The 16,539-nt window shown below is 74.7% G+C and carries 16 protein-coding genes, 4 tRNA genes and 1 riboswitch; of the genes, 12 read left to right on the forward strand and 8 right to left on the reverse strand.

The window, feature by feature from the left end; translation table 11 throughout:
- Positions 1–5: 5 nt before the first annotated feature.
- Positions 6–1,331, reverse strand: a complete 1,326-nt coding sequence (locus ACUW6W_RS01975) for a lysine N(6)-hydroxylase/L-ornithine N(5)-oxygenase family protein (protein WP_454179701.1) — start codon at positions 1,329–1,331, stop codon at positions 6–8.
- Positions 1,328–2,923, reverse strand: coding sequence for a pyridoxal phosphate-dependent decarboxylase family protein (locus ACUW6W_RS01980; protein WP_052833454.1), 1,596 nt, complete (start codon positions 2,921–2,923; stop codon positions 1,328–1,330). Before ACUW6W_RS01980 ends, ACUW6W_RS01975 begins: the two co-directional genes overlap by 4 nt.
- 161 nt (positions 2,924–3,084) lie before the next feature.
- On the opposite strand from ACUW6W_RS01980, the gene ACUW6W_RS01985 reads away from it, so the two are divergent.
- The gene (locus ACUW6W_RS01985; protein ID WP_049147987.1) at positions 3,085–3,975 is read left to right on the forward strand and encodes a siderophore-interacting protein; all 891 of its coding nucleotides are present in this window, start codon (positions 3,085–3,087) and stop codon (positions 3,973–3,975) included.
- Positions 3,976–4,075: 100 nt separating this feature from the next.
- Here ACUW6W_RS01985 and ACUW6W_RS01990 read toward each other — a convergent pair.
- From ACUW6W_RS01990 to ACUW6W_RS02005, 4 genes are all read right to left on the reverse strand, one after another.
- Positions 4,076–4,149, reverse strand: a tRNA-Gly gene (locus ACUW6W_RS01990).
- Positions 4,150–4,177: 28 nt separating this feature from the next.
- A tRNA-Val gene (locus ACUW6W_RS01995) sits at positions 4,178–4,249 on the reverse strand.
- 58 nt (positions 4,250–4,307) lie between these two features.
- Positions 4,308–4,378 (reverse strand) — tRNA-Cys (locus tag ACUW6W_RS02000).
- Between the two features lie 18 nt (positions 4,379–4,396).
- A tRNA-Gly gene (locus ACUW6W_RS02005) sits at positions 4,397–4,470 on the reverse strand.
- A 158-nt stretch (positions 4,471–4,628) separates the two neighbouring features.
- Here ACUW6W_RS02005 and ACUW6W_RS02010 point away from each other — a divergent pair.
- The 11 genes from ACUW6W_RS02010 to ACUW6W_RS02060 all read left to right on the forward strand — a co-directional run bounded on the left by ACUW6W_RS02010 (position 4,629) and on the right by ACUW6W_RS02060 (position 14,756).
- Complete coding sequence (locus tag ACUW6W_RS02010; RefSeq protein WP_044659673.1) at positions 4,629–5,615, forward strand: PD-(D/E)XK nuclease family protein; 987 nt, start codon at positions 4,629–4,631, stop codon at positions 5,613–5,615.
- Positions 5,612–6,196: a peptide deformylase gene (def, locus tag ACUW6W_RS02015; RefSeq protein WP_044659674.1), complete on the forward strand. Its 585-nt coding sequence runs from the start codon at positions 5,612–5,614 to the stop codon at positions 6,194–6,196. Before ACUW6W_RS02010 ends, def begins: the two co-directional genes overlap by 4 nt.
- A 14-nt stretch (positions 6,197–6,210) precedes the next feature.
- Entirely contained in the window at positions 6,211–7,293 is a 1,083-nt protein-coding gene (locus tag ACUW6W_RS02020) for a methionyl-tRNA formyltransferase (RefSeq protein ID WP_230278126.1), read from the forward strand.
- Positions 7,290–8,921, forward strand: coding sequence for an RsmB/NOP family class I SAM-dependent RNA methyltransferase (locus ACUW6W_RS02025; protein WP_060973833.1), 1,632 nt, complete (start codon positions 7,290–7,292; stop codon positions 8,919–8,921). Before ACUW6W_RS02020 ends, ACUW6W_RS02025 begins: the two co-directional genes overlap by 4 nt.
- A 16-nt stretch (positions 8,922–8,937) precedes the next feature.
- Entirely contained in the window at positions 8,938–9,609 is a 672-nt protein-coding gene (rpe, locus tag ACUW6W_RS02030; RefSeq protein WP_060973834.1) for a ribulose-phosphate 3-epimerase, read from the forward strand.
- A gap of 89 nt (positions 9,610–9,698) precedes the next feature.
- A riboswitch (FMN riboswitch) is annotated at positions 9,699–9,843 on the forward strand.
- A gap of 82 nt (positions 9,844–9,925) precedes the next feature.
- Entirely contained in the window at positions 9,926–10,630 is a 705-nt protein-coding gene (gene pnuC / locus ACUW6W_RS02035) for a nicotinamide riboside transporter PnuC (RefSeq protein WP_004167571.1), read from the forward strand.
- A complete protein-coding gene (gene ribD / locus ACUW6W_RS02040; RefSeq protein ID WP_044659919.1) occupies positions 10,627–11,760 on the forward strand; it encodes a bifunctional diaminohydroxyphosphoribosylaminopyrimidine deaminase/5-amino-6-(5-phosphoribosylamino)uracil reductase RibD in 1,134 nt (377 codons plus the stop codon). The genes pnuC and ribD overlap by 4 nt, the downstream gene beginning before the upstream one ends.
- Positions 11,761–12,417: a riboflavin synthase gene (locus ACUW6W_RS02045; protein ID WP_044659920.1), complete on the forward strand. Its 657-nt coding sequence runs from the start codon at positions 11,761–11,763 to the stop codon at positions 12,415–12,417.
- Entirely contained in the window at positions 12,414–13,727 is a 1,314-nt protein-coding gene (locus ACUW6W_RS02050; RefSeq protein ID WP_044659921.1) for a bifunctional 3,4-dihydroxy-2-butanone-4-phosphate synthase/GTP cyclohydrolase II, read from the forward strand. Before ACUW6W_RS02045 ends, ACUW6W_RS02050 begins: the two co-directional genes overlap by 4 nt.
- Positions 13,724–14,206 carry a 6,7-dimethyl-8-ribityllumazine synthase gene (ribH, locus tag ACUW6W_RS02055; protein WP_044659922.1) on the forward strand — a complete coding sequence of 161 codons (483 nt, stop codon included), beginning with the start codon at positions 13,724–13,726 and terminating at the stop codon, positions 14,204–14,206. Before ACUW6W_RS02050 ends, ribH begins: the two co-directional genes overlap by 4 nt.
- 418 nt (positions 14,207–14,624) lie before the next feature.
- Positions 14,625–14,756 (forward strand): hypothetical protein, encoded by a 132-nt coding sequence (locus tag ACUW6W_RS02060; protein ID WP_020624531.1) that lies wholly within the window; start codon positions 14,625–14,627, stop codon positions 14,754–14,756.
- A gap of 266 nt (positions 14,757–15,022) precedes the next feature.
- On the opposite strand, the gene ACUW6W_RS02065 is transcribed toward ACUW6W_RS02060, so the two are convergent.
- Positions 15,023–16,030 (reverse strand): IS481 family transposase, encoded by a 1,008-nt coding sequence (locus ACUW6W_RS02065; RefSeq protein ID WP_101967801.1) that lies wholly within the window; start codon positions 16,028–16,030, stop codon positions 15,023–15,025.
- Between the two features lie 113 nt (positions 16,031–16,143).
- Positions 16,144–16,539 (reverse strand): transposase (locus ACUW6W_RS02070; RefSeq protein WP_454179703.1); only part of this gene is annotated, 396 nt, incomplete at its 5' end.

Here is a 16,539-nt window from a genome sequence, read left to right on the forward strand (position 1 = left end):
GGCGCTCACCGGACGCCCGCCGCGACGGCACCGAAGTCCTGGAACGCGATCGACTCGGCCTGCGCGTAGACCTGGCGGCCGGCGATCGTGCTGAGGATGCGGCCGCTGTGCTCCGCCGCCATGCCCAGGTCCGGGCCGGTGAGACCCAGGGGCTGTTCGGCGGTGTTGTGCACGAAGATCCGGCGGCCGCTCACGTCGATCGCGTGGTCCGCGTTCGCCGTCGTCCGACCGTCCTCCGCGCGCAGCAGGTGCCGCACCGGCTCCAGGAACGGATGGTCCGGGTGGCGGTAGCCCGTGCCCGCGACGACACGGTCCACCACGCGCCCCCCGGTCACCCCGGTCTCCTCGTCGCGCAGGGTGACCTCCACCCGGGGCGCACCCGGGCCCGCGACCAGGCGGGCGTCCGTCACCGACGTGCCCGGCCACAGCCGGGCCGGGTCCAGCGGACCCACCTGGCGCTCGTACAGCGCGTGGTAGACGTCCTCGATCGTGTACTCGCTGATCCCCTTGTACAGGGACCGGTGGGATGCGTTGATCTCATCCCGCCGCGCCCGGGGCAGAGTGGCGAAGTGCCGCTCATAGTCCAGCGAGGTCAGCTCGAGCGTGAGCTGGCCGACCTCCATGCCGAAGAACCGGGGTGAGCGCGTGACCCACGTGAGGTCCGGGTGGCCCGCGTTCAGCAGGTCCAGGGCGCACTCCGCCGCCGACTGGCCGCTGCCCACCACCAGGACCGACCCGGCCCCGGCGATGTCCTCGCGACGGCCCATGTACTCACCCGTGTGCACCACGGGGGACGCGCCGACCCGGGCCGACTCCTCCGCGACGCGCGCGAGCGGCGCGGGCAGGGACGGCACCGTGCCCGTGCCCACCACCACGTGGTCGGCCCGGTGCGTGCTGGTCCCGGCCGCGGAGGCCGCCTCCACCACGAACTCGTCCGCCTGATCGTCCCACCGCACCGCCGTCACCGTGGTCGCGTAGGCGATGCCGGGCAGCTGGGCTGCCACCCACGCGCAGTAGTCCGAGAACTCCCGCCGCAGCGGGTACCAGGAACCCCGGATGTAGAAGCGGTGCAGCCGGCCCATCGCTTTGAGATACGCCAGGAACGAGTACGGGGAGGTCGGGTCCGCGAACGTCACCAGGTCCGCGAGGAACGGCACCTGGATCTGCGCGCCCGGCAGCATCATGCCCGGGTGCCACACGAACGCGTCGCGGCTCTCCACCACCTCCACCTCGACGTCGGGCAGCGGGTGGGCCAGCGTGGCCAGGCTCAGGTTGAACGGGCCCAGCCCGATCGCGAGCACGCGGCGGGGGGACGTGGACGCCGGGCTCATGCGCACACCTGCTCTCCGTGCTCGTCCACGCGCGCCGCGGACGGACGTGGCCCCGCCGAAGCGGGGAGCGTGCAGGACACGGCGACCGACGGGCCATGCGGACGGGTCCGCGCCACCCCGCGCCACCGATGACGGCTCGCCCGCACCGCGTCGACGTGCCGCAGCGCCGCCTCCTCCACGACGTCGACCAGCTCCTCCAGCTCGCCCGAGGTGACCGCGGGGTTCAGGATCGTGAACTTCAGATGGGGCACCCCGTCCACCACCGTCGTCGCGATCAGCGCGCGCCCGCCGGCCACGAGCTCCCGGTGCGTCGCCGCCTGCACCGCCGTGCACTCCTCCTCCGACAGTCCCTCGGCCCGCACCCGGAACAGCACTGTCACCAGCGTCGGATCCTCCAGCACCGCGAACGTCGGCCGGGCCCGCAGGATCCCGCACGCCTGCCGCGTGCGTTCGCGCGCCCCCGCGAACAGGGACACCACCGCCTCGGCCCCATGCTCACGCAGCGTCAGCCACAGCTTGAGCGAGTCGAACCGGCGGCTCGTCTGCAAGGACCGATCCGCCAGGTTCGGATGGACGCTGTCCTCCGGGTTCAGGTAGTCCGCATGCACCGTCACATGGCGCAGGCTCTCGGCGTCCCGCACCACCAGCGCGCTGCAGGCCAGCCCCACGTAGAACGTCTTGTGGAAGTCCATCGTCACCGAGTCCGCACGGTGCAGCCCCGGCAGCTCGTGGCGCGTCGCCGCGCTCGCGGCGAGGATCCCGCCCACGGCCGCGTCCGCATGGACCCACATCCCGTGGCGTTCGGCGACGTCGGCGATGGCCGGCAGCGGGTCGATGGCGCCGCGGTCGGTGGTCCCCAGCGTCGCGACGACGACCATCGGCACGGCACCGGCGGCCACCTCACGTTCGACCGCCTCGGCCAGGGCCCCGGGGTCCAGACGCCCGGCGGCGTCGGTGGGGACGACGACCACGGCGTGGCGACCCAGCCCGAGCAGGCCGGCTGCCTTGGCGATGCTGTAGTGCGTGGCGGCGCTGACGAAGACGCGCAGCGAGCCGAGCACCTCGGCGGGCAGGTCGGCGAGCCCGGCGTGGCCGGTGAGGCGCTGCACGGCGCGGCCGCGGGCCAGCGTCATGGCCTGCAGGTTGGAGGCCGACCCTCCGGAGGTGAAGACGCCGTCGCCCGCGGCGAACCCGCACCAGCGTCCGACCTCGGCCAGGAGCCGCTGCTCCATGAGCGCCGCGGAGCGGGCCTGGTCCCAGGACTCGACCGCCGTGTTGAGCGCCCCGAGCACGGTGTCCGCTGCGGTGCTGGAGAGCAGGACCGGGCAGTTGAGGTGAGCGGCATAGCGCGGGTGGTGGTAGGCGGTGGTCTGGTGGGCGTAGAGCTCCGCGACCTCGGCGAGGGCGTCGTCGAGGCTGCCCGTCGGCTGCGAGAAGTCGACGGCGCCGACGGCGTCGGCCAGGTGCGTCGACGGGGTGTCCGGGTGGACCCCCGCGCGGTCGTAGGCGGTGTCGACGGCCACCCGGGCCGCCCTGCCGGTGGCGTCGAGGTAGGCGGCTGGATCGCCGAGTCCGAACAGGCGAGGGAGCATGGGAGGGCCTTCCGTGAGGGGGTCGTCGGCTCCGGGCGGCGTGCGCCACGGACGTCCCGCACAGTAGGGAAGCCTTACCTAAGAAAGCAAATACGCAACAATGACGTGACGTATTCAAAGGGAGGACTCCAGCAAAGGTGAGGCTCACCTATGATGACCGGATGACGAGCTCCTCCGTCCTCCCCCCGCCTGCCGCCCGTCCCTCGCGTGTCGAGGCCCTGCAGATGAAGGCCTACCGCGGGCTCGCGGCCCTCGGCCAGGCGATGCCCGTTGACCGCGACGAGTATCCGCAGTGGACCATGACGGTCCGCGCCACGTGGCTGCTCGCCCCCCGGCTGCGTCGTCTCACGTTCGCCGCGGAGGAGTTCCGCACGTTCACCCCGCAGGGCTGCGACGAGTACTTCGGGCTGCTCACCCCGCCCCCGGGGCGGGCGCTCGTGATGCCCGATCCCGCGGCGCTCAATGCGCGGCGAGCGGTCGGGCGGATCCCCGAGGACGTGCGGCCGGATCTGCGGTGGTACACGGTCGCCGAGCACCGGCCCTCCGTCGGTGAGATCGACGTCGACGTCGTCGTGCACGACCATGCGGGCCCCGCCGGCACGTGGGCGCGCACCGCACGTCCGGGCGACGTCGCCGGCTTCCGCACCGGGACGGGCGCCTATCGTCTGCCGGCGGCGGGGGAGTCGCACCTCGTGGTGGGGGACGAGACCGCAGTCCCGAGCATCGCCGCCGCCCTCGCCGCGCAGCGTCGCACGCCGCGCGGGGGCCGGATGGACGTCGTCCTGGAGGTGCCCGGCCGTGACCACGTCCCCGCCCTCGAGGTCCCGGAGGGCGCCACGCTCACGGTCCTGCACCGCGGAGACGCCGTGCCGGGCGCCCTGCTCACGCCGCACCTCGAGGACCTCCCCGCCGCGCCCCGCGACCACGTGTGGGCGTGCGGCGAGCAGTCGCTCGCGACGGCGGCGCGGCGGGTGATCGTCCGCCGCGGCATCGCACCGAAGCGCGCGATCATGTTCAGCGGCTACTGGCGGGTGGACGGCCCGCGGCTCTGATCCCGTCCGACGGTCGGCGTCCGTGCTCCGAGCACGAGGCCGACCGCACGCCCCGGAACGACGAAGGGCCCCTCCGTCAGGAGGGGCCCTTCGTGTGGGGAGCGGATGACGAGATTCGAACTCGCGACCTCCACCTTGGCAAGGTGGCGCTCTAGCCAACTGAGCTACATCCGCCTGAGTCGATCGTCACGGATCGTCTCCGTGCGCGATACTGGGTTCGAACCAGTGACCTCTTCCGTGTCAGGGAAGCGCGCTACCGCTGCGCCAATCGCGCTCGTCCACCTCCGAAGAGGTGGTGAACATGCCGCCACTCCCGGTCGGAGAAGGCTGCGAGGTCGGGACGGGATTCGAACCCGCGTATACGGCTTTGCAGGCCGCTGCCTCGCCTCTCGGCCACCCGACCAGGGGTGAAGGTTGAGCGAGCGGATGACGAGATTCGAACTCGCGACCTCCACCTTGGCAAGGTGGCGCTCTAGCCAACTGAGCTACATCCGCGTGTCGGTGCCGCCGGGATCCGCTCGTCCGAGCCGCTCACCTGCGTTTTCCAACGAGAAAGAACTCTAGGCCATCTCCGCCCGGATGCAAAATCGGCGTCCGCTGGCGTGTCGGGCCACCCCGTCGGGGGTCCGCGGACCCTGCCAGAATGGCTGACCATGACCCAGCCACGCCTCGCGCATCAGACCCCCCACGGGCGCATGTACGCGCGCTCCCTCTCGGGCCTGCCCGAGGTCCCGTCCATCACCACCGTGATCGGCATGGAGAAGACGGACCTGGACGGCTGGGTCGGGTGGATGGCGGCCCAGTCCGTGACCCAGGATCCGCGCCTGGCGGAATCCGTGGGCTCCGCCGCGCGCCTGAAGCAGGTGGCCCGGCAGTCCGCCGACGCCGCCGCCCGCTACCGGGACGCCGCGGCCGAGCGCGGGGACCGCGTGCACGACTACGCCGAGCAGGTGGCCCAGCGCGCCCTCGGCCGCCCCCACACCATGGCGGAGGCCCGGGCCCGGCTGATCGAGCACGGCGAGGGCGCCTACGCGGACCGCTTCGACGAGTGGTGGGACCTCTACGACGTCCGGCCGATCGCGGCCGAGATCACCGTCTGGAACCACACGGTGGGCTACGCGGGCACGCTGGACCTCGTCGCCCGGATCGGCGGCCGGCTGTGCCTGATCGACTACAAGACGAAGGGCACGGGGCGGGACGGACGGGTCAAGGCGCTCGATCCCAAGGTGGTCATGCAGCTGACCGCCGGCCTGAAGGCGGAGGAGTCCCTGGTGGACCCCGAGGCCGGCACCTGGGAAGAGTGGCGGCACGGCCAGGCCGAGATGCTGCTCGGCGTCGCCCTGGGGGAGACCGAGGTCGCCGTGCACCAGGCCAACCCCGGTGTGCTGCCCCGCCACTGGCACAAGTTCTGGGCCCTGCGCCAGGTCTGGAAGCACGCGCAGGCCGTGGACGACGCCGGCCCCGCGCTCCGCGTCATCGGCCCGCCTCCGCCGTCGGTCCCGGCGTCGGCGGCCACCGGACTGCAGGCCGTGCGCGCCGCGGCGTTCGGCGGCGGCTCCCACGCCGCCCCGGACGTGGCGCCCGACGGGTCGTCGTCGCGCCCGGCGTCTGCCGAGGGCGGCGATAGGGTGACGGCGTGACCGTCCTGCCCGTCCGCACCATCCCCGACCCCGTCCTGCGCACCGCCGCGTCGCCCGTGCCCCCGGGCGCGGATGTGCGCGCCCTCGTGGCGGACATGATCGAGACGATGCACGCCGTCGGGGGCGTGGGCCTGGCCGCGCCCCAGGTGGGCGTGGGCCTGCGCGTCTTCGTGTTCGACGTCGCCGGCGTCGCCGGGCACGTGGTCAATCCCGTACTCGAGACCGCCGGCCAGGCGCTGCGGGAGCCGGGCGAGGGGTGTCTGTCCGTGCCGGGGCTGCGCTACCACCCGGCGCGCGCCGCCGAAGCCGTCGTCCGCGGCACCGACGTCGACGGGAACCCGGTGGAGCACCGGGGGACCGGCCTGCTCGCCCGCTGTCTCCAGCACGAGACCGACCACCTCGACGGGATCCTCTACGTCGACCGCCTCGACGGCGAGGAACGCCGTGAGGCCCGCCGCCGCATGCGCGCCGGCGAGGTGGACCGCGCCGCCCGCCGCATCGGGGCCGAGCGCGCGGCCGCCGTCAGCTCGGTCTTCGGCGCCCCCGCCGCCCCCGCCGCCGGAACAGGAGCCGCCCGATGACCGCCCCGACGCCCCTGCGCGTGCTCTACGCCGGCACGCCCGAGACCGCCGTGCCCGTGCTGCGCGCCCTGCTCGACTCGCCCCACGAGGTCGTCGGCGTGCTCACCCGGCCGGACGCCCCGGTCGGGCGCCGGCGGGTGCTGACCCCGTCGCCGGTCGCGGTCGTGGCCGAGGAGGCCGGCCTGCCCGTGCTCAAGGCCGACCGACTCCGCGGACCCGAGGGTGCCGATGCCCTCCAGGCGATCCGCGCGCTCGAGGCGGACGTGGCCGCCGTCGTCGCCTACGGGGCGCTCGTGCCCGCCGAGGCCCTGCAGATCCCGCGCCACGGCTGGCTCAACCTGCACTTCTCCGCGCTGCCGGCCTACCGCGGCGCCGCCCCCGTTCAGCGCGCCGTGATGGCCGGGGAGACCGAGATCGCCGCCGACGTGTTCCAGCTCGAAGAGGGCCTGGACACCGGACCCGTCTTCGCCCGACTCACCCGCCCCGTCGCGGCCGACGAGACCGCCGGGACCGTGCTCACCGACCTCGCCGAGCGCGGCGGCCCGCTCGTGATCGACGTGCTCGACCGCCTGGCGGCCGGCACCGCGACGGCCACGCCCCAGCGCGGCGAACCCACCCACGCGCCGAAGCTCACGGCCGCAGACGGCCTGGTGGACCCCGCCCGCCCGGCGGCCGAGGTGGCCGCCCGGATCAACGGCGTCACCCCCGAGCCCGGCGCCTGGGGCTGGCTGACCGCGGACGACGGCGCCGCCCCGGCCCGTTTCAAGCTCGACGGCGTCGCCCCGGTCCGCGCCGGCGACGACGGCTGGCCCTCCGTACTCGACGCCGCGGCTCCCGGGCAGATCCTGGTGGCCGCGAAGGCCGCCTGGCTGCGCACGTCCGGCGGGGCCGTCCGGCTCTCCCGCGTCCAGCCGGCGGGCAGGAAGCTGATGCCGGCCGCCGACTGGGCGCGCGGCGCCGCCGCCGGGGCCGCGCTGCTGGCCGGGGAGGCGCTCGCCCACCACGAAGAACAGGCCCGCCAGAAGGCCGCCGCCCGGGCGGCGGCACGCGAGGCCGCGCGGAACGCCGCGGCACAGGACGAGGAGGCACGCGCATGAGCCGCGAAGGACAGGCAGGACAGGGCCGGGGCGAGCGAGGGGCCCGCGGGGAACGCGGCCGCGCACCCCGGCCGGACGCCCAGGACCGCCGCGACGCGCAGGGGCGCACCCGCAACCGGGGTCGCTCGGGCGCGGGACGGAAGTACTCGGCGCAGGCGCCGTCCCAGCGCTCCCGCACCGCCGACCCGGCCCGCCGCGTCGCGTTCGGGGTGGTCCGCTCCGTCCACGCCGAGGACGCGTACGCGAACCTGGTCCTCCCGGCGCGCATCCGCCAGGCCCGCCTCGACCGGCGCGACGCCGGTTTCGCCACCGAACTCGCCTATGGCACCCTGCGCGGGCTCGGCCTGTACGACGCGATCCTGACCCGCTGCGTGGACCGCCCGCTCGAGCAGATCGACCCACCCGTGCTCGACGCCCTGCGGCTCGGCGCCCACCAGGTGCTGGGCATGCGCGTGCCCGCCCACGCCGCCCTCGACGCCACCGTCTCCCTCGTGCGCGCCGAGATCGGGGCCGGCGCCTCCGGGTTCGTGAACGCGGTGCTGCGTCGGGTCGCCGAACGCCCCCTCGACGAGTGGCTGGCCGACGTCGCCCCCGCCGACGGCGGCGACGCCGCCCTGGCCGTCCGAGCCTCGCACCCGGTGTGGATCGTCCGCGCGCTGCGCCAGGCCCTGGCCGCCCACCGCGGCACCCGCCACACCGCCGACCGCGACGCCGAGCTGGCCGCCCTGCTCGAGGCGGACAACGCCCCGCCCGTGGTCAACCTCGTCGCCCTGCCCGTGGCCGGCGGGGCCGAGGCGCTCGCCGCGGCCCTCGACGACGGCGCCGAGCCCGGGCCGCTGGCCCCGGACTCCGCCCTGCACTCCGGTGGCGACGCCGGCCGTCTGCCCGGGGTGCGCGAGGGCGTGCTCCGCGTCCAGGACGCCGGCTCCCAGCTCACCGCCCGTGCCCTGGCCCAGGCACCCGTCCCCGCGGCCGAGGGGCGGGCCGAGCGCTGGCTCGACCTGTGCGCCGGCCCTGGCGGCAAGGCGGCCCTGCTGGCCGCCCTCGCCGCCGAGCGGGGGGCGACGCTCGTGGCCAATGAGGTCGCCCCGCACCGCGGCGACCTCGTCCGGCAGGCACTCGCCGCCGTGCCCGCCGACGCCTGGACCGTCCGGGCCGGGGACGGTCGCACGATCGCCGACGCCCCCGAGGCGGCCCCGGCGTTCGACCGCGTCCTCGTGGACGCCCCCTGCACCGGCCTCGGGGCGCTGCGCCGCCGACCCGAGTCGCGCTGGCGCCGCACTCCGGCCGACCTCGCCGAGCTCACCGGCCTGCAGGCCGAGCTGCTCGACGCGGCGGTCTCCGTCCTCGCCCCCGGCGGCGTGCTCGCCTATGTCACCTGCTCCCCGCACGTCGCGGAGACCGTCGTCCAGGTCCAGGACCTCGTGCGCCGCCACCCCGAGCTGGAGCTGCTCGACGCCCGCACCGCCCTCGACACCGTCGCGCTCGACGACCTGCGCCTGGACGAGGCCGAACCCGCCGGCGCGCCGGAGCCAGCCGATGTGGTCGCCCGCACGGCCCAGCTCTGGCCGCACCGGCACGGCACCGACGCCATGTTCCTGGCCCTGCTGCGCGCCCCCGGCGCCTGACCGAGAGGACCCGCCCATGACCGCCCGCGCCCCGCGCCTGCACCCCTCGATCCTGTCCGCGGACTTCGCCCGCCTCGCCGACGAGCTGGCCCGCATCCCCAGCGCAGACGCGGTGCACGTGGACGTCATGGACAACCACTTCGTCCCGAACCTCACCCTCGGCCTGCCCGTGGTCGAGGCGATCCGACGCGCCACGGACCTGCCGCTGGACCTCCACCTGATGATCGAGGACGCCGACCGCTGGGCGCCCGGCTACGCGGAGGCGGGGGCCGAGTCCGTCACCTTCCACGCCGAGGCCTCGGCCGCGCCCGTCCGGCTGGCCCGGGAGCTGCGCGCGGCCGGAGCGAGGGCCGGCATGGCGCTGCGGCCGGCGACCGCGGTCGAGCCCTACCTGGACATGCTCCCGGAGCTGGACATGCTTCTGCTGATGACCGTGGAGCCCGGCTTCGGGGGGCAGGCGTTCCTCGACGTCGTGCTGCCGAAGATCCGCCGGGCCCGCCGCGCCCTCGACGGCGGGTCCGCCCCGCTGGCCCTCCAGGTCGACGGCGGCGTGAACCGGGAGACCATCGAGCGTGCGGCCGAGGCCGGGGCGGACGTGTTCGTGGCCGGTTCCGCGGTGTTCGGCGCCGAGGACCCCGACGCCGCGCTCGTCGGCCTGCGCACCGCCGCCGCCCGCGCCTGCCACTAGCCCGGCGACGCGCCCGCCCGCCGCGCCGGACGTCGCCCGGCGACGTCCGGCATGCGCGGCCGGCCGGGCGTGCGATACTGCTGGACAGCAACGTGCTCCGAGATGCGGTGGAAATCCGCACCGGCGGTGACAGCCCGCTAACCGCGCGGCCCGTCCTCATCCGAGGCGGTGCCGGGCGGCCTGACCGGTGGAATTCCGGTGCCGACCGTACAGTCGGGATGGGAGAGGCACGCGGCGGAGCCGTTCCGCGCCCTGCGCGGGAGGGCTGCGGAGCGCACCCCTCGGAGTCCCGATCCGAGGAGGTGGCGTCACGGTCATGGACTGGCTGGTGGACGCGTTCAACTGGACCATCCCGGTCGCCGGCGGCGGCCTGCTCATGCGCGAGGTGCTGGGCAACGTCTTCGGCCTCGCCTCCGCCCTGGGCGGCATGGCGCGCAGGGTCTGGGCCTGGCCCGTGGGCATCCTCGGCAACCTCATCCTGCTGACGGTCTTCCTCGCCTCCCTGTTCACGGGGGCCGATCACGCCACCCTGCTCGGCCAGGCCGGCCGACAGGTCATGTTCATCGCCGTCTCCGTCTACGGCTGGGCGCGCTGGCGTCAGGCCCGCCGGGGCCACGCCGAGGACGCTCCCGCCATCACCCCGGAGTGGGCCGGCTGGCGCGGGCGCGTGTTCCTCGTGACGGCCATGGCGGTCGGCACCGTCGCCCTCACCCCCGTGTTCCGCGCCCTGGGTTCGTGGGAGCCGGTGTGGGCGGACGCCTGGACGTTCGTGGGATCGCTGCTGGCGACCTACGGCATGGCGCGCGGCTGGGTGGAGTTCTGGCTGATCTGGGTGGCCGTGGACGTCGTCGGCGTGCCCCTGCTGTGGAGCACCGGCTACTACGCCTCGGCCGTGATGTACGCCTTCTACGGCGCCTTCACCCTGATCGGCTTCTTCGTGTGGCTGCGCGCCACAGACCGGGACAAGCCCGCCGTGGAGACGCTGCTGCCGGACGGCCCCGAGGGGGACGTCGCCCGATGAGCGCCGCCGAGACCCCGTCCGCCGACCCCATGGACCTCGCCGTCCGCGCCGCGCTGCGCGGTGTGCGCGGCGCCAACCCCCTCGTCGGGGCCGTCCTGACCGACGAGGCCGGCCGCGTCCTGGCCGTCGGCCACCACCGCGGACGGGGGACTGCCCACGCCGAGGTCGACGCCCTGACCCGCTGGCGGGCCGCCCGCGCCACGGATCCGGCCCTGGCCGCCCTCGACCCCGCCGGCCTGACGCTGCACGTCACCCTCGAGCCCTGTGACCACACCGGCAGCACCGGCCCCTGCTCGCAGGCCGTCCTGGACGCGGGGATCGGCGCACTGCGCTACGCCGTCGCGGACCCCACCGGTCACGACGGCGGCGGCGCGGCCCGCCTCGCCGCGCACGGGGTGCACGTCACCGGCCCCACCGGCGAGGCGGCCGCCCTCACGCTCACCGCCCGCTGGCGCGAGGTCCGCGACGCAGGCCGTCCGTGGGTGACCGGGCACCTCGCTCAGTCCCTCGACGGCCACGCCGCGGCCGCCGACGGCACGAGCCAGTGGATCACCGGCCCGGACTCCCGCGTCCACGCCCACGAGGTGCGCTCCCGCGTCGACGCCATCGTCGTCGGCACGGGGACCGTGCTGGCCGACGACCCCCGCCTCACCGCCCGTGACGCCGTCGGCGCCGAACTCGCGCACCAGCCCGTGCCCGTCGTCCAGGGTCACCGGCCCGTGCCCGACGGCGCCGCCCTGCGCACCCACCCGGTGGTGCTGGAGGTCCTCGACCACGACCCGCACGCCGTCCTGGCCGTGCTCGCGGCCCACCCCGGGCCCTGGCCCCACGGCCGCCGTGCCGAGCACGTGCTCATCGAGGGCGGGCCCCGCGTGCTCGGCGCGTGGCTGCGCGCCAGCCTCGTGGACGAGCTCATGGTCTACACCGCGCCCCTGCTGCTCGGCCCGGGCCGCGCCGCCGTCGCCGGCCTGGACGTCGCCACGCTGTCCGAGGGACTGCGCTGGCACCCCGACCCCGCGGAGGGCGGCCCCGTCCGTGCCCTCGGCGTCGACGTCTGGACCCACCTGAGCCCGGTGCCGGCCCCGCGCCTGCCCACCGCCCCCGCCCCGACCCGTTTCCAGGAGGACTGAGTGTTCACCGGCATCGTCACCCATCTCGGCACCGTCGTCGCCCTCGAGCACGACGCGGCCGCCGACACCGCCCTGCTGACCCTCGACGCCGGCGGCGCCCTCGACGGGCTGCCCGCCGGCGGCTCGCTCGCCGTCGACGGCGTGTGCCTCACGGCCCTCGACGAGCCCACGGAGCGCCCCGGCGTGTTCCGTGCCGACCTCATGGGCCAGACGCTGCGCATGACCAGCCTCGGCGACCGCGCCCCGGGGGACCGGGTCAACCTCGAGCGCTGCCTGCGCCCCACCGACCACCTGGACGGGCACGTGGTCCAGGGCCACGTGGACGGGACCGGCGAGGTCCTCGCGGTCACCCCGCACGGGGCCTGGACCACTCTGCGCATCGGCCTGCCCGCCCGCCTGGCCCGCTACGTCCCCGCGCAGGGGGCCATCGCCCTGCAGGGCGTCTCCCTCACCGTCACCGCCGTCTCCGACCCGGGCGCGGCCGCGCACTGGTTCGAGGTCGGCATCATCCCGGCCACGCTCGAGGCCACCACCCTGGGCGCCCTGCGGCCGGGCAACCGCGTCAACCTCGAGACCGACGTCCTCGCCCGGTACGCCGAGCGTCTCGCGCTCATCCCGTCCGCCCCCGCCGCACCCACCGAGGAGGCCCGCCCGTGAGCGAGCACATCCGTCTGGACCCCGTCCCCGCGGCGATCGCCGCGATCGCCGCCGGCCGGCCCGTCGTCGTCGTGGACGACGCCGACCGCGAGAACGAGGGCGACCTGATCTACGCGGCCGCCCTGGCCACCGACGAGGTCACCGCCTTCACCGTCCGCCACACCTCGGGCGTCATCTGCGCGCCCCTGCCGGCCGGCCTGGCCGACCGCCTGGCCCTGCCGCCCATGACCACCGTCAACGAGGACCCCAAGGGGACCGCCTACACCGTGAGCGTGGACGCCGCCGCCGGCGTCACCACCGGCATCTCCGCCGCCGACCGCACCCGCACCCTCCGCGTGCTCGCCGACCCCGGTGCCGCCCCCGGTGACCTGACCCGGCCCGGTCACGTGTTCCCCCTGCGCGCCGTCCCCGGCGGCGTCCGGGCCCGCCGCGGCCACACCGAGGCCGGCGTCGAGCTGTGCCGCCTGGCCGGCGTCGCGCCCGTGGCCGCCATCGCCGAGCTCGTCCACGACGACGGCACCATGATGCGCCTGCCCGCCCTGCGGGAGTTCTCCGACGAGCACGATCTCGTCCTCATCTCCATCGAGGACCTCGTGGCCCACCTGGAGGAGACGACGCCGGCCCTGACCGCCGTCCCCGCCGAGGCCACCCTGCCGACCCGGCACGGCCTGTTCCGCGTGAGCGTGCACGTGGACGCCGAGACCGGGGCCGAACACCTGCTGCTCGTGGCGGGGGAGACCGACCCGGAGCGTCCCCTCACCGTCCGCGTGCACTCGGAGTGCCTCACCGGCGACGTCCTCGGCTCCCTGCGCTGCGACTGCGGCCCCCAGCTCGAGGACGCCCTGGCCCGCGCGGCGATCGAGGGCGGCGCCGTCCTCTACCTCCGGGGCCACGAAGGACGCGGCATCGGCCTGGCGAACAAGATCCGCGCCTACCGGCTCCAGGAGGAGGGGATGGACACCGTCGAGGCCAACCTCGCCCTCGGTCTGCCCGCCGAGGCGCGCGACTGGGCCGGGGCCGCCGCCGTCCTCACGGCCGCCGGCCATCGGCGCATCCGCCTGGTCACCAACAACCCCGCGAAGGTCGCGGGGCTGCGGGCGGCCGGCATCGACGTCGTCGAGCGTGTCCCGGCCCCCACGCCCGTCACCGAGCACAACGTCGTCTACCTGCGCACCAAGCGGGACCGGATGGCCCACGCCCTGGCGGACCGCGTGCTCGAACCGCCGACGGCCACCGGCGGCCCCGCCACGCCGGCCGATGACCCGACCACCGACCCGACCCACCCCACCCACCAGGAGGACACCCCATGAGCGGCGCCGGAGCCCCGACCTTCACCCCCGACCCCGCCGCTGCGAGCGGCCTGAACGTGGCGATCGTCGCCGCCCAGTGGCACACGGAGATCATGGACGGACTGATCGCCGGGGCGCAGGCCGCCGCAGCGGACCTGGGCCTGGAGCCCGTGCTCGTGCGCGTGCCCGGCACCGTCGAGCTCACCGTCGCTGCGGCGCGGCTGGCGGAGCGCTTCGACGCCGTCGTGGTCCTCGGCGTCGTGGTGCGCGGGGACACCCCGCACTTCGACTACGTGTGCCAGTCCGTGACCCAGGGCGTGACGGAGGTCTCGGTGCGCACCGGCGTTCCCGTGGGCTTCGGCGTGCTCACCGTGGACACCGAGCAGCAGGCCCGCGACCGGGCGGGCCTGCCCGGATCCCGAGAGGACAAGGGACGCGAGGCCCTCGAGGCGGCCGTCCTCACCGAGCTCGCGCTGCGCTCGGTCACGCCACGGGACTGAGGGTGGCCGGGCGGGGCTGCCTGCTGGGTCGGCTGCTCTCGACGTGGACCCTGTCCCCGGGGCCGGTGGGGTGATCGCAGGCCGGTCAACCGGGCCCGTCCGGAACGCCGGCAGCCCCGCGCCGTCATGGATGGGGTCGGCCGGAGGGCGCGGGGACCCGACGATAGAGGCGGAGACGCGAAGCCCCCGCCCTTCGTCTCGCTCGCGGCATCCACAGCTCGTCGTCCACTGCCCCGACCGTCAGGGCGGGCCGTTGACCCCCAACGCGTTCACCGCCGCAGACGGGTGATCTATGCGGCCCGCCCCGCCTCGGACGACTGCGTCGGGGTGCACGGAGCCTGCCGCAGCGTGGCCGCGTTCAAACAGTCCATGGCCCTGCTGGGAGCTGCGCGAGACCGGGCTGCTGCTCACCCCCCTGGTGCCGGCCCGCTCCATCGTCCCCGGTGCACGTCTGGCCTGCGACTGGCTGGGCCACTATGAGAAGCGCGAACCCGTCGCCTCCGCCTACGCCGACCTGGCCGGCCTCATCTTCGAAAGGATCACCGCATGAACGAGAAGCAGCTTGAGCCCGACCTGAGTCTGCGAGCACAGCGACGCAAGCCCACCCCGGCCCCCCAGACCCCGGCTCCCGGAGCGGTGATCCCCGCAGAACCGGCAACGACCTCGGACCCGGCCGGTGGGTATGCGCCCCTGGCGCGGCGTGGGGCGCCGACCGCGGCCCTGAACGTGCGAGTGCCCGAAGCGATCCGCGACGCGGTGCGTCGAGAGGCCGCCACGAACCCGGCAACGCCCAGCCAGGCCGCGGTCATCGAAGCCCTAGTTGTAGGAGGGCATGACGTTGTTGACTCGGGTCGGTGCCAGTGAGGCCGGAGGGGCGTCTCCGCAGGAGGTATGAGGCCGATGATAGTTGTAGTGGTTCACCCACACCTGAAGGGCCTCACGCCGAGCTTGCTCTGAGGTATACGGGCGGGCGTAGAGGACCTCATCGACCATCAGCCGGTTGTAGCGTTCGACCTTCCCGTTATGGCGCGGGGTGTAGGGGCGGATCCGGTGGTGCCGGCCCCCGAGCGAGACCACCTTGGCGGTGAAGTCCGCGGCCCGGTAGTTGTTGCCGTTGTCCGTGATCACCCTGTCGATCCGGATCCCGTGGGCGGCGAAGAACGCCCTCGCCCGGCAGTAGAAGCTCACGGTCGTGGCCGCCCGCTCGTCCTCCAACGCCTCGGTGTACGCCAGGCGGGTGAACCCGTCGATCGCCGAGTGCAGATAGGTGTACCCGACCCGCCGGCCTGCACCACGCTTGGAAGCACGGCCTGCTTCACTTTCACGTCCGTGAGCACGCCAGCCGCCCCCGTCAGGGATCTTCCCGATCTTCTTCACGTCCAGGTGCACCATGTGCCCCGGGCCGCGGGCGGTGATCTTCTGCGGTCGTTGGCGCAGGTCCTCACCCGTGGGCGCGAGGTCTGGCAACCGGGAGATGCCCAGTCGGTGCAGCCACCTGCCCACAGTGCGCAGGCACAGCTGGTGGCCTTCAGAGACGAGGTGGTGATGGATGCGGCGGGCTGACCACTTCTCCCTGCGACGCAGGGTCTGGATCTGGGCCACCACCTCGGGGTCGAGCTGGGCAGGTGAACGGCGCGGACGGCTGGGCCGGTCGAGCAGCCCGGCCTCGCCCTCGGCGCGGTAGCGGGCCACCCAGGTGGCCACCGTGGGCCGGCTCACCCGGAACTCGGCGGCCACGTGGGACTGCGGGATCCCGTCGTGCAGGTGGCGGTGGACCATCCTGAGACGGCCGGTCGGGGTCAGGGGTGCGTTAGCGTGAGTCATGAGCGGGTCTCTTCTGGCAGGTGGGTTGTTGAGGAACTTCCATCCTGCGGGAGAGGCCCGCTCGTCTCATCTCAGCCCGTACCCCGTGGCAAGAACCTCATGACCCACAACACCTAGGGCATGTCTGACAATCGTTTGGACCATGCGATCACAGCATTCAGGACCACAGCGGACCGGTAGACGATCGCGTACTTGTCATACCGGGTCGCCAGACCCCGCCACTGCTTCAGGTGCGCGTACTGACGCTCGATGACGTTGCGGCCCTTGTAGGCGTCCGCGTCGAGGCTGACGGGGCGCCCGCCGCGGGCACCGCGCCGTCTGCGGTGGCCCTGCTGGTCGGCCGGTTCGGGGATGACCGCTTTGATCCCACGGGCACGTAGGTGGGTGCGGATCGCCCGGGAGGAGTACGCCTTATCGCCCAGCACGGCCTCGGGGCGGGTCCGGGGCCGCCCTACTGGCCGGGTCACGCGCAGCTGCGCCAGAAGAGGAAGCAGCATCGGGGAGTCCCC

Source organism: Micrococcus sp. 093350064-1, assembly GCF_053627955.1.

What these genes read in the sequence shown, in the direction of transcription:
- ACUW6W_RS02065 (WP_101967801.1), bottom strand. Translation starts at nt 16,030, where the DNA reads ATGACTCACGCTAACGCACCCCTGACCCCGACCGGCCGTCTCAGGATG.
- ACUW6W_RS01980 (WP_052833454.1), bottom strand. Translation starts at nt 2,923, where the DNA reads ATGCTCCCTCGCCTGTTCGGACTCGGCGATCCAGCCGCCTACCTCGAC.
- rpe (WP_060973834.1), top strand. Translation starts at nt 8,938, where the DNA reads ATGACCGCCCGCGCCCCGCGCCTGCACCCCTCGATCCTGTCCGCGGAC.
- ribH (WP_044659922.1), top strand. Translation starts at nt 13,724, where the DNA reads ATGAGCGGCGCCGGAGCCCCGACCTTCACCCCCGACCCCGCCGCTGCG.
- pnuC (WP_004167571.1), top strand. Translation starts at nt 9,926, where the DNA reads ATGGACTGGCTGGTGGACGCGTTCAACTGGACCATCCCGGTCGCCGGC.
- ACUW6W_RS02025 (WP_060973833.1), top strand. Translation starts at nt 7,290, where the DNA reads ATGAGCCGCGAAGGACAGGCAGGACAGGGCCGGGGCGAGCGAGGGGCC.
- ACUW6W_RS02010 (WP_044659673.1), top strand. Translation starts at nt 4,629, where the DNA reads ATGACCCAGCCACGCCTCGCGCATCAGACCCCCCACGGGCGCATGTAC.
- ribD (WP_044659919.1), top strand. Translation starts at nt 10,627, where the DNA reads ATGAGCGCCGCCGAGACCCCGTCCGCCGACCCCATGGACCTCGCCGTC.
- ACUW6W_RS01985 (WP_049147987.1), top strand. Translation starts at nt 3,085, where the DNA reads ATGACGAGCTCCTCCGTCCTCCCCCCGCCTGCCGCCCGTCCCTCGCGT.
- ACUW6W_RS01975 (WP_454179701.1), bottom strand. Translation starts at nt 1,331, where the DNA reads ATGAGCCCGGCGTCCACGTCCCCCCGCCGCGTGCTCGCGATCGGGCTG.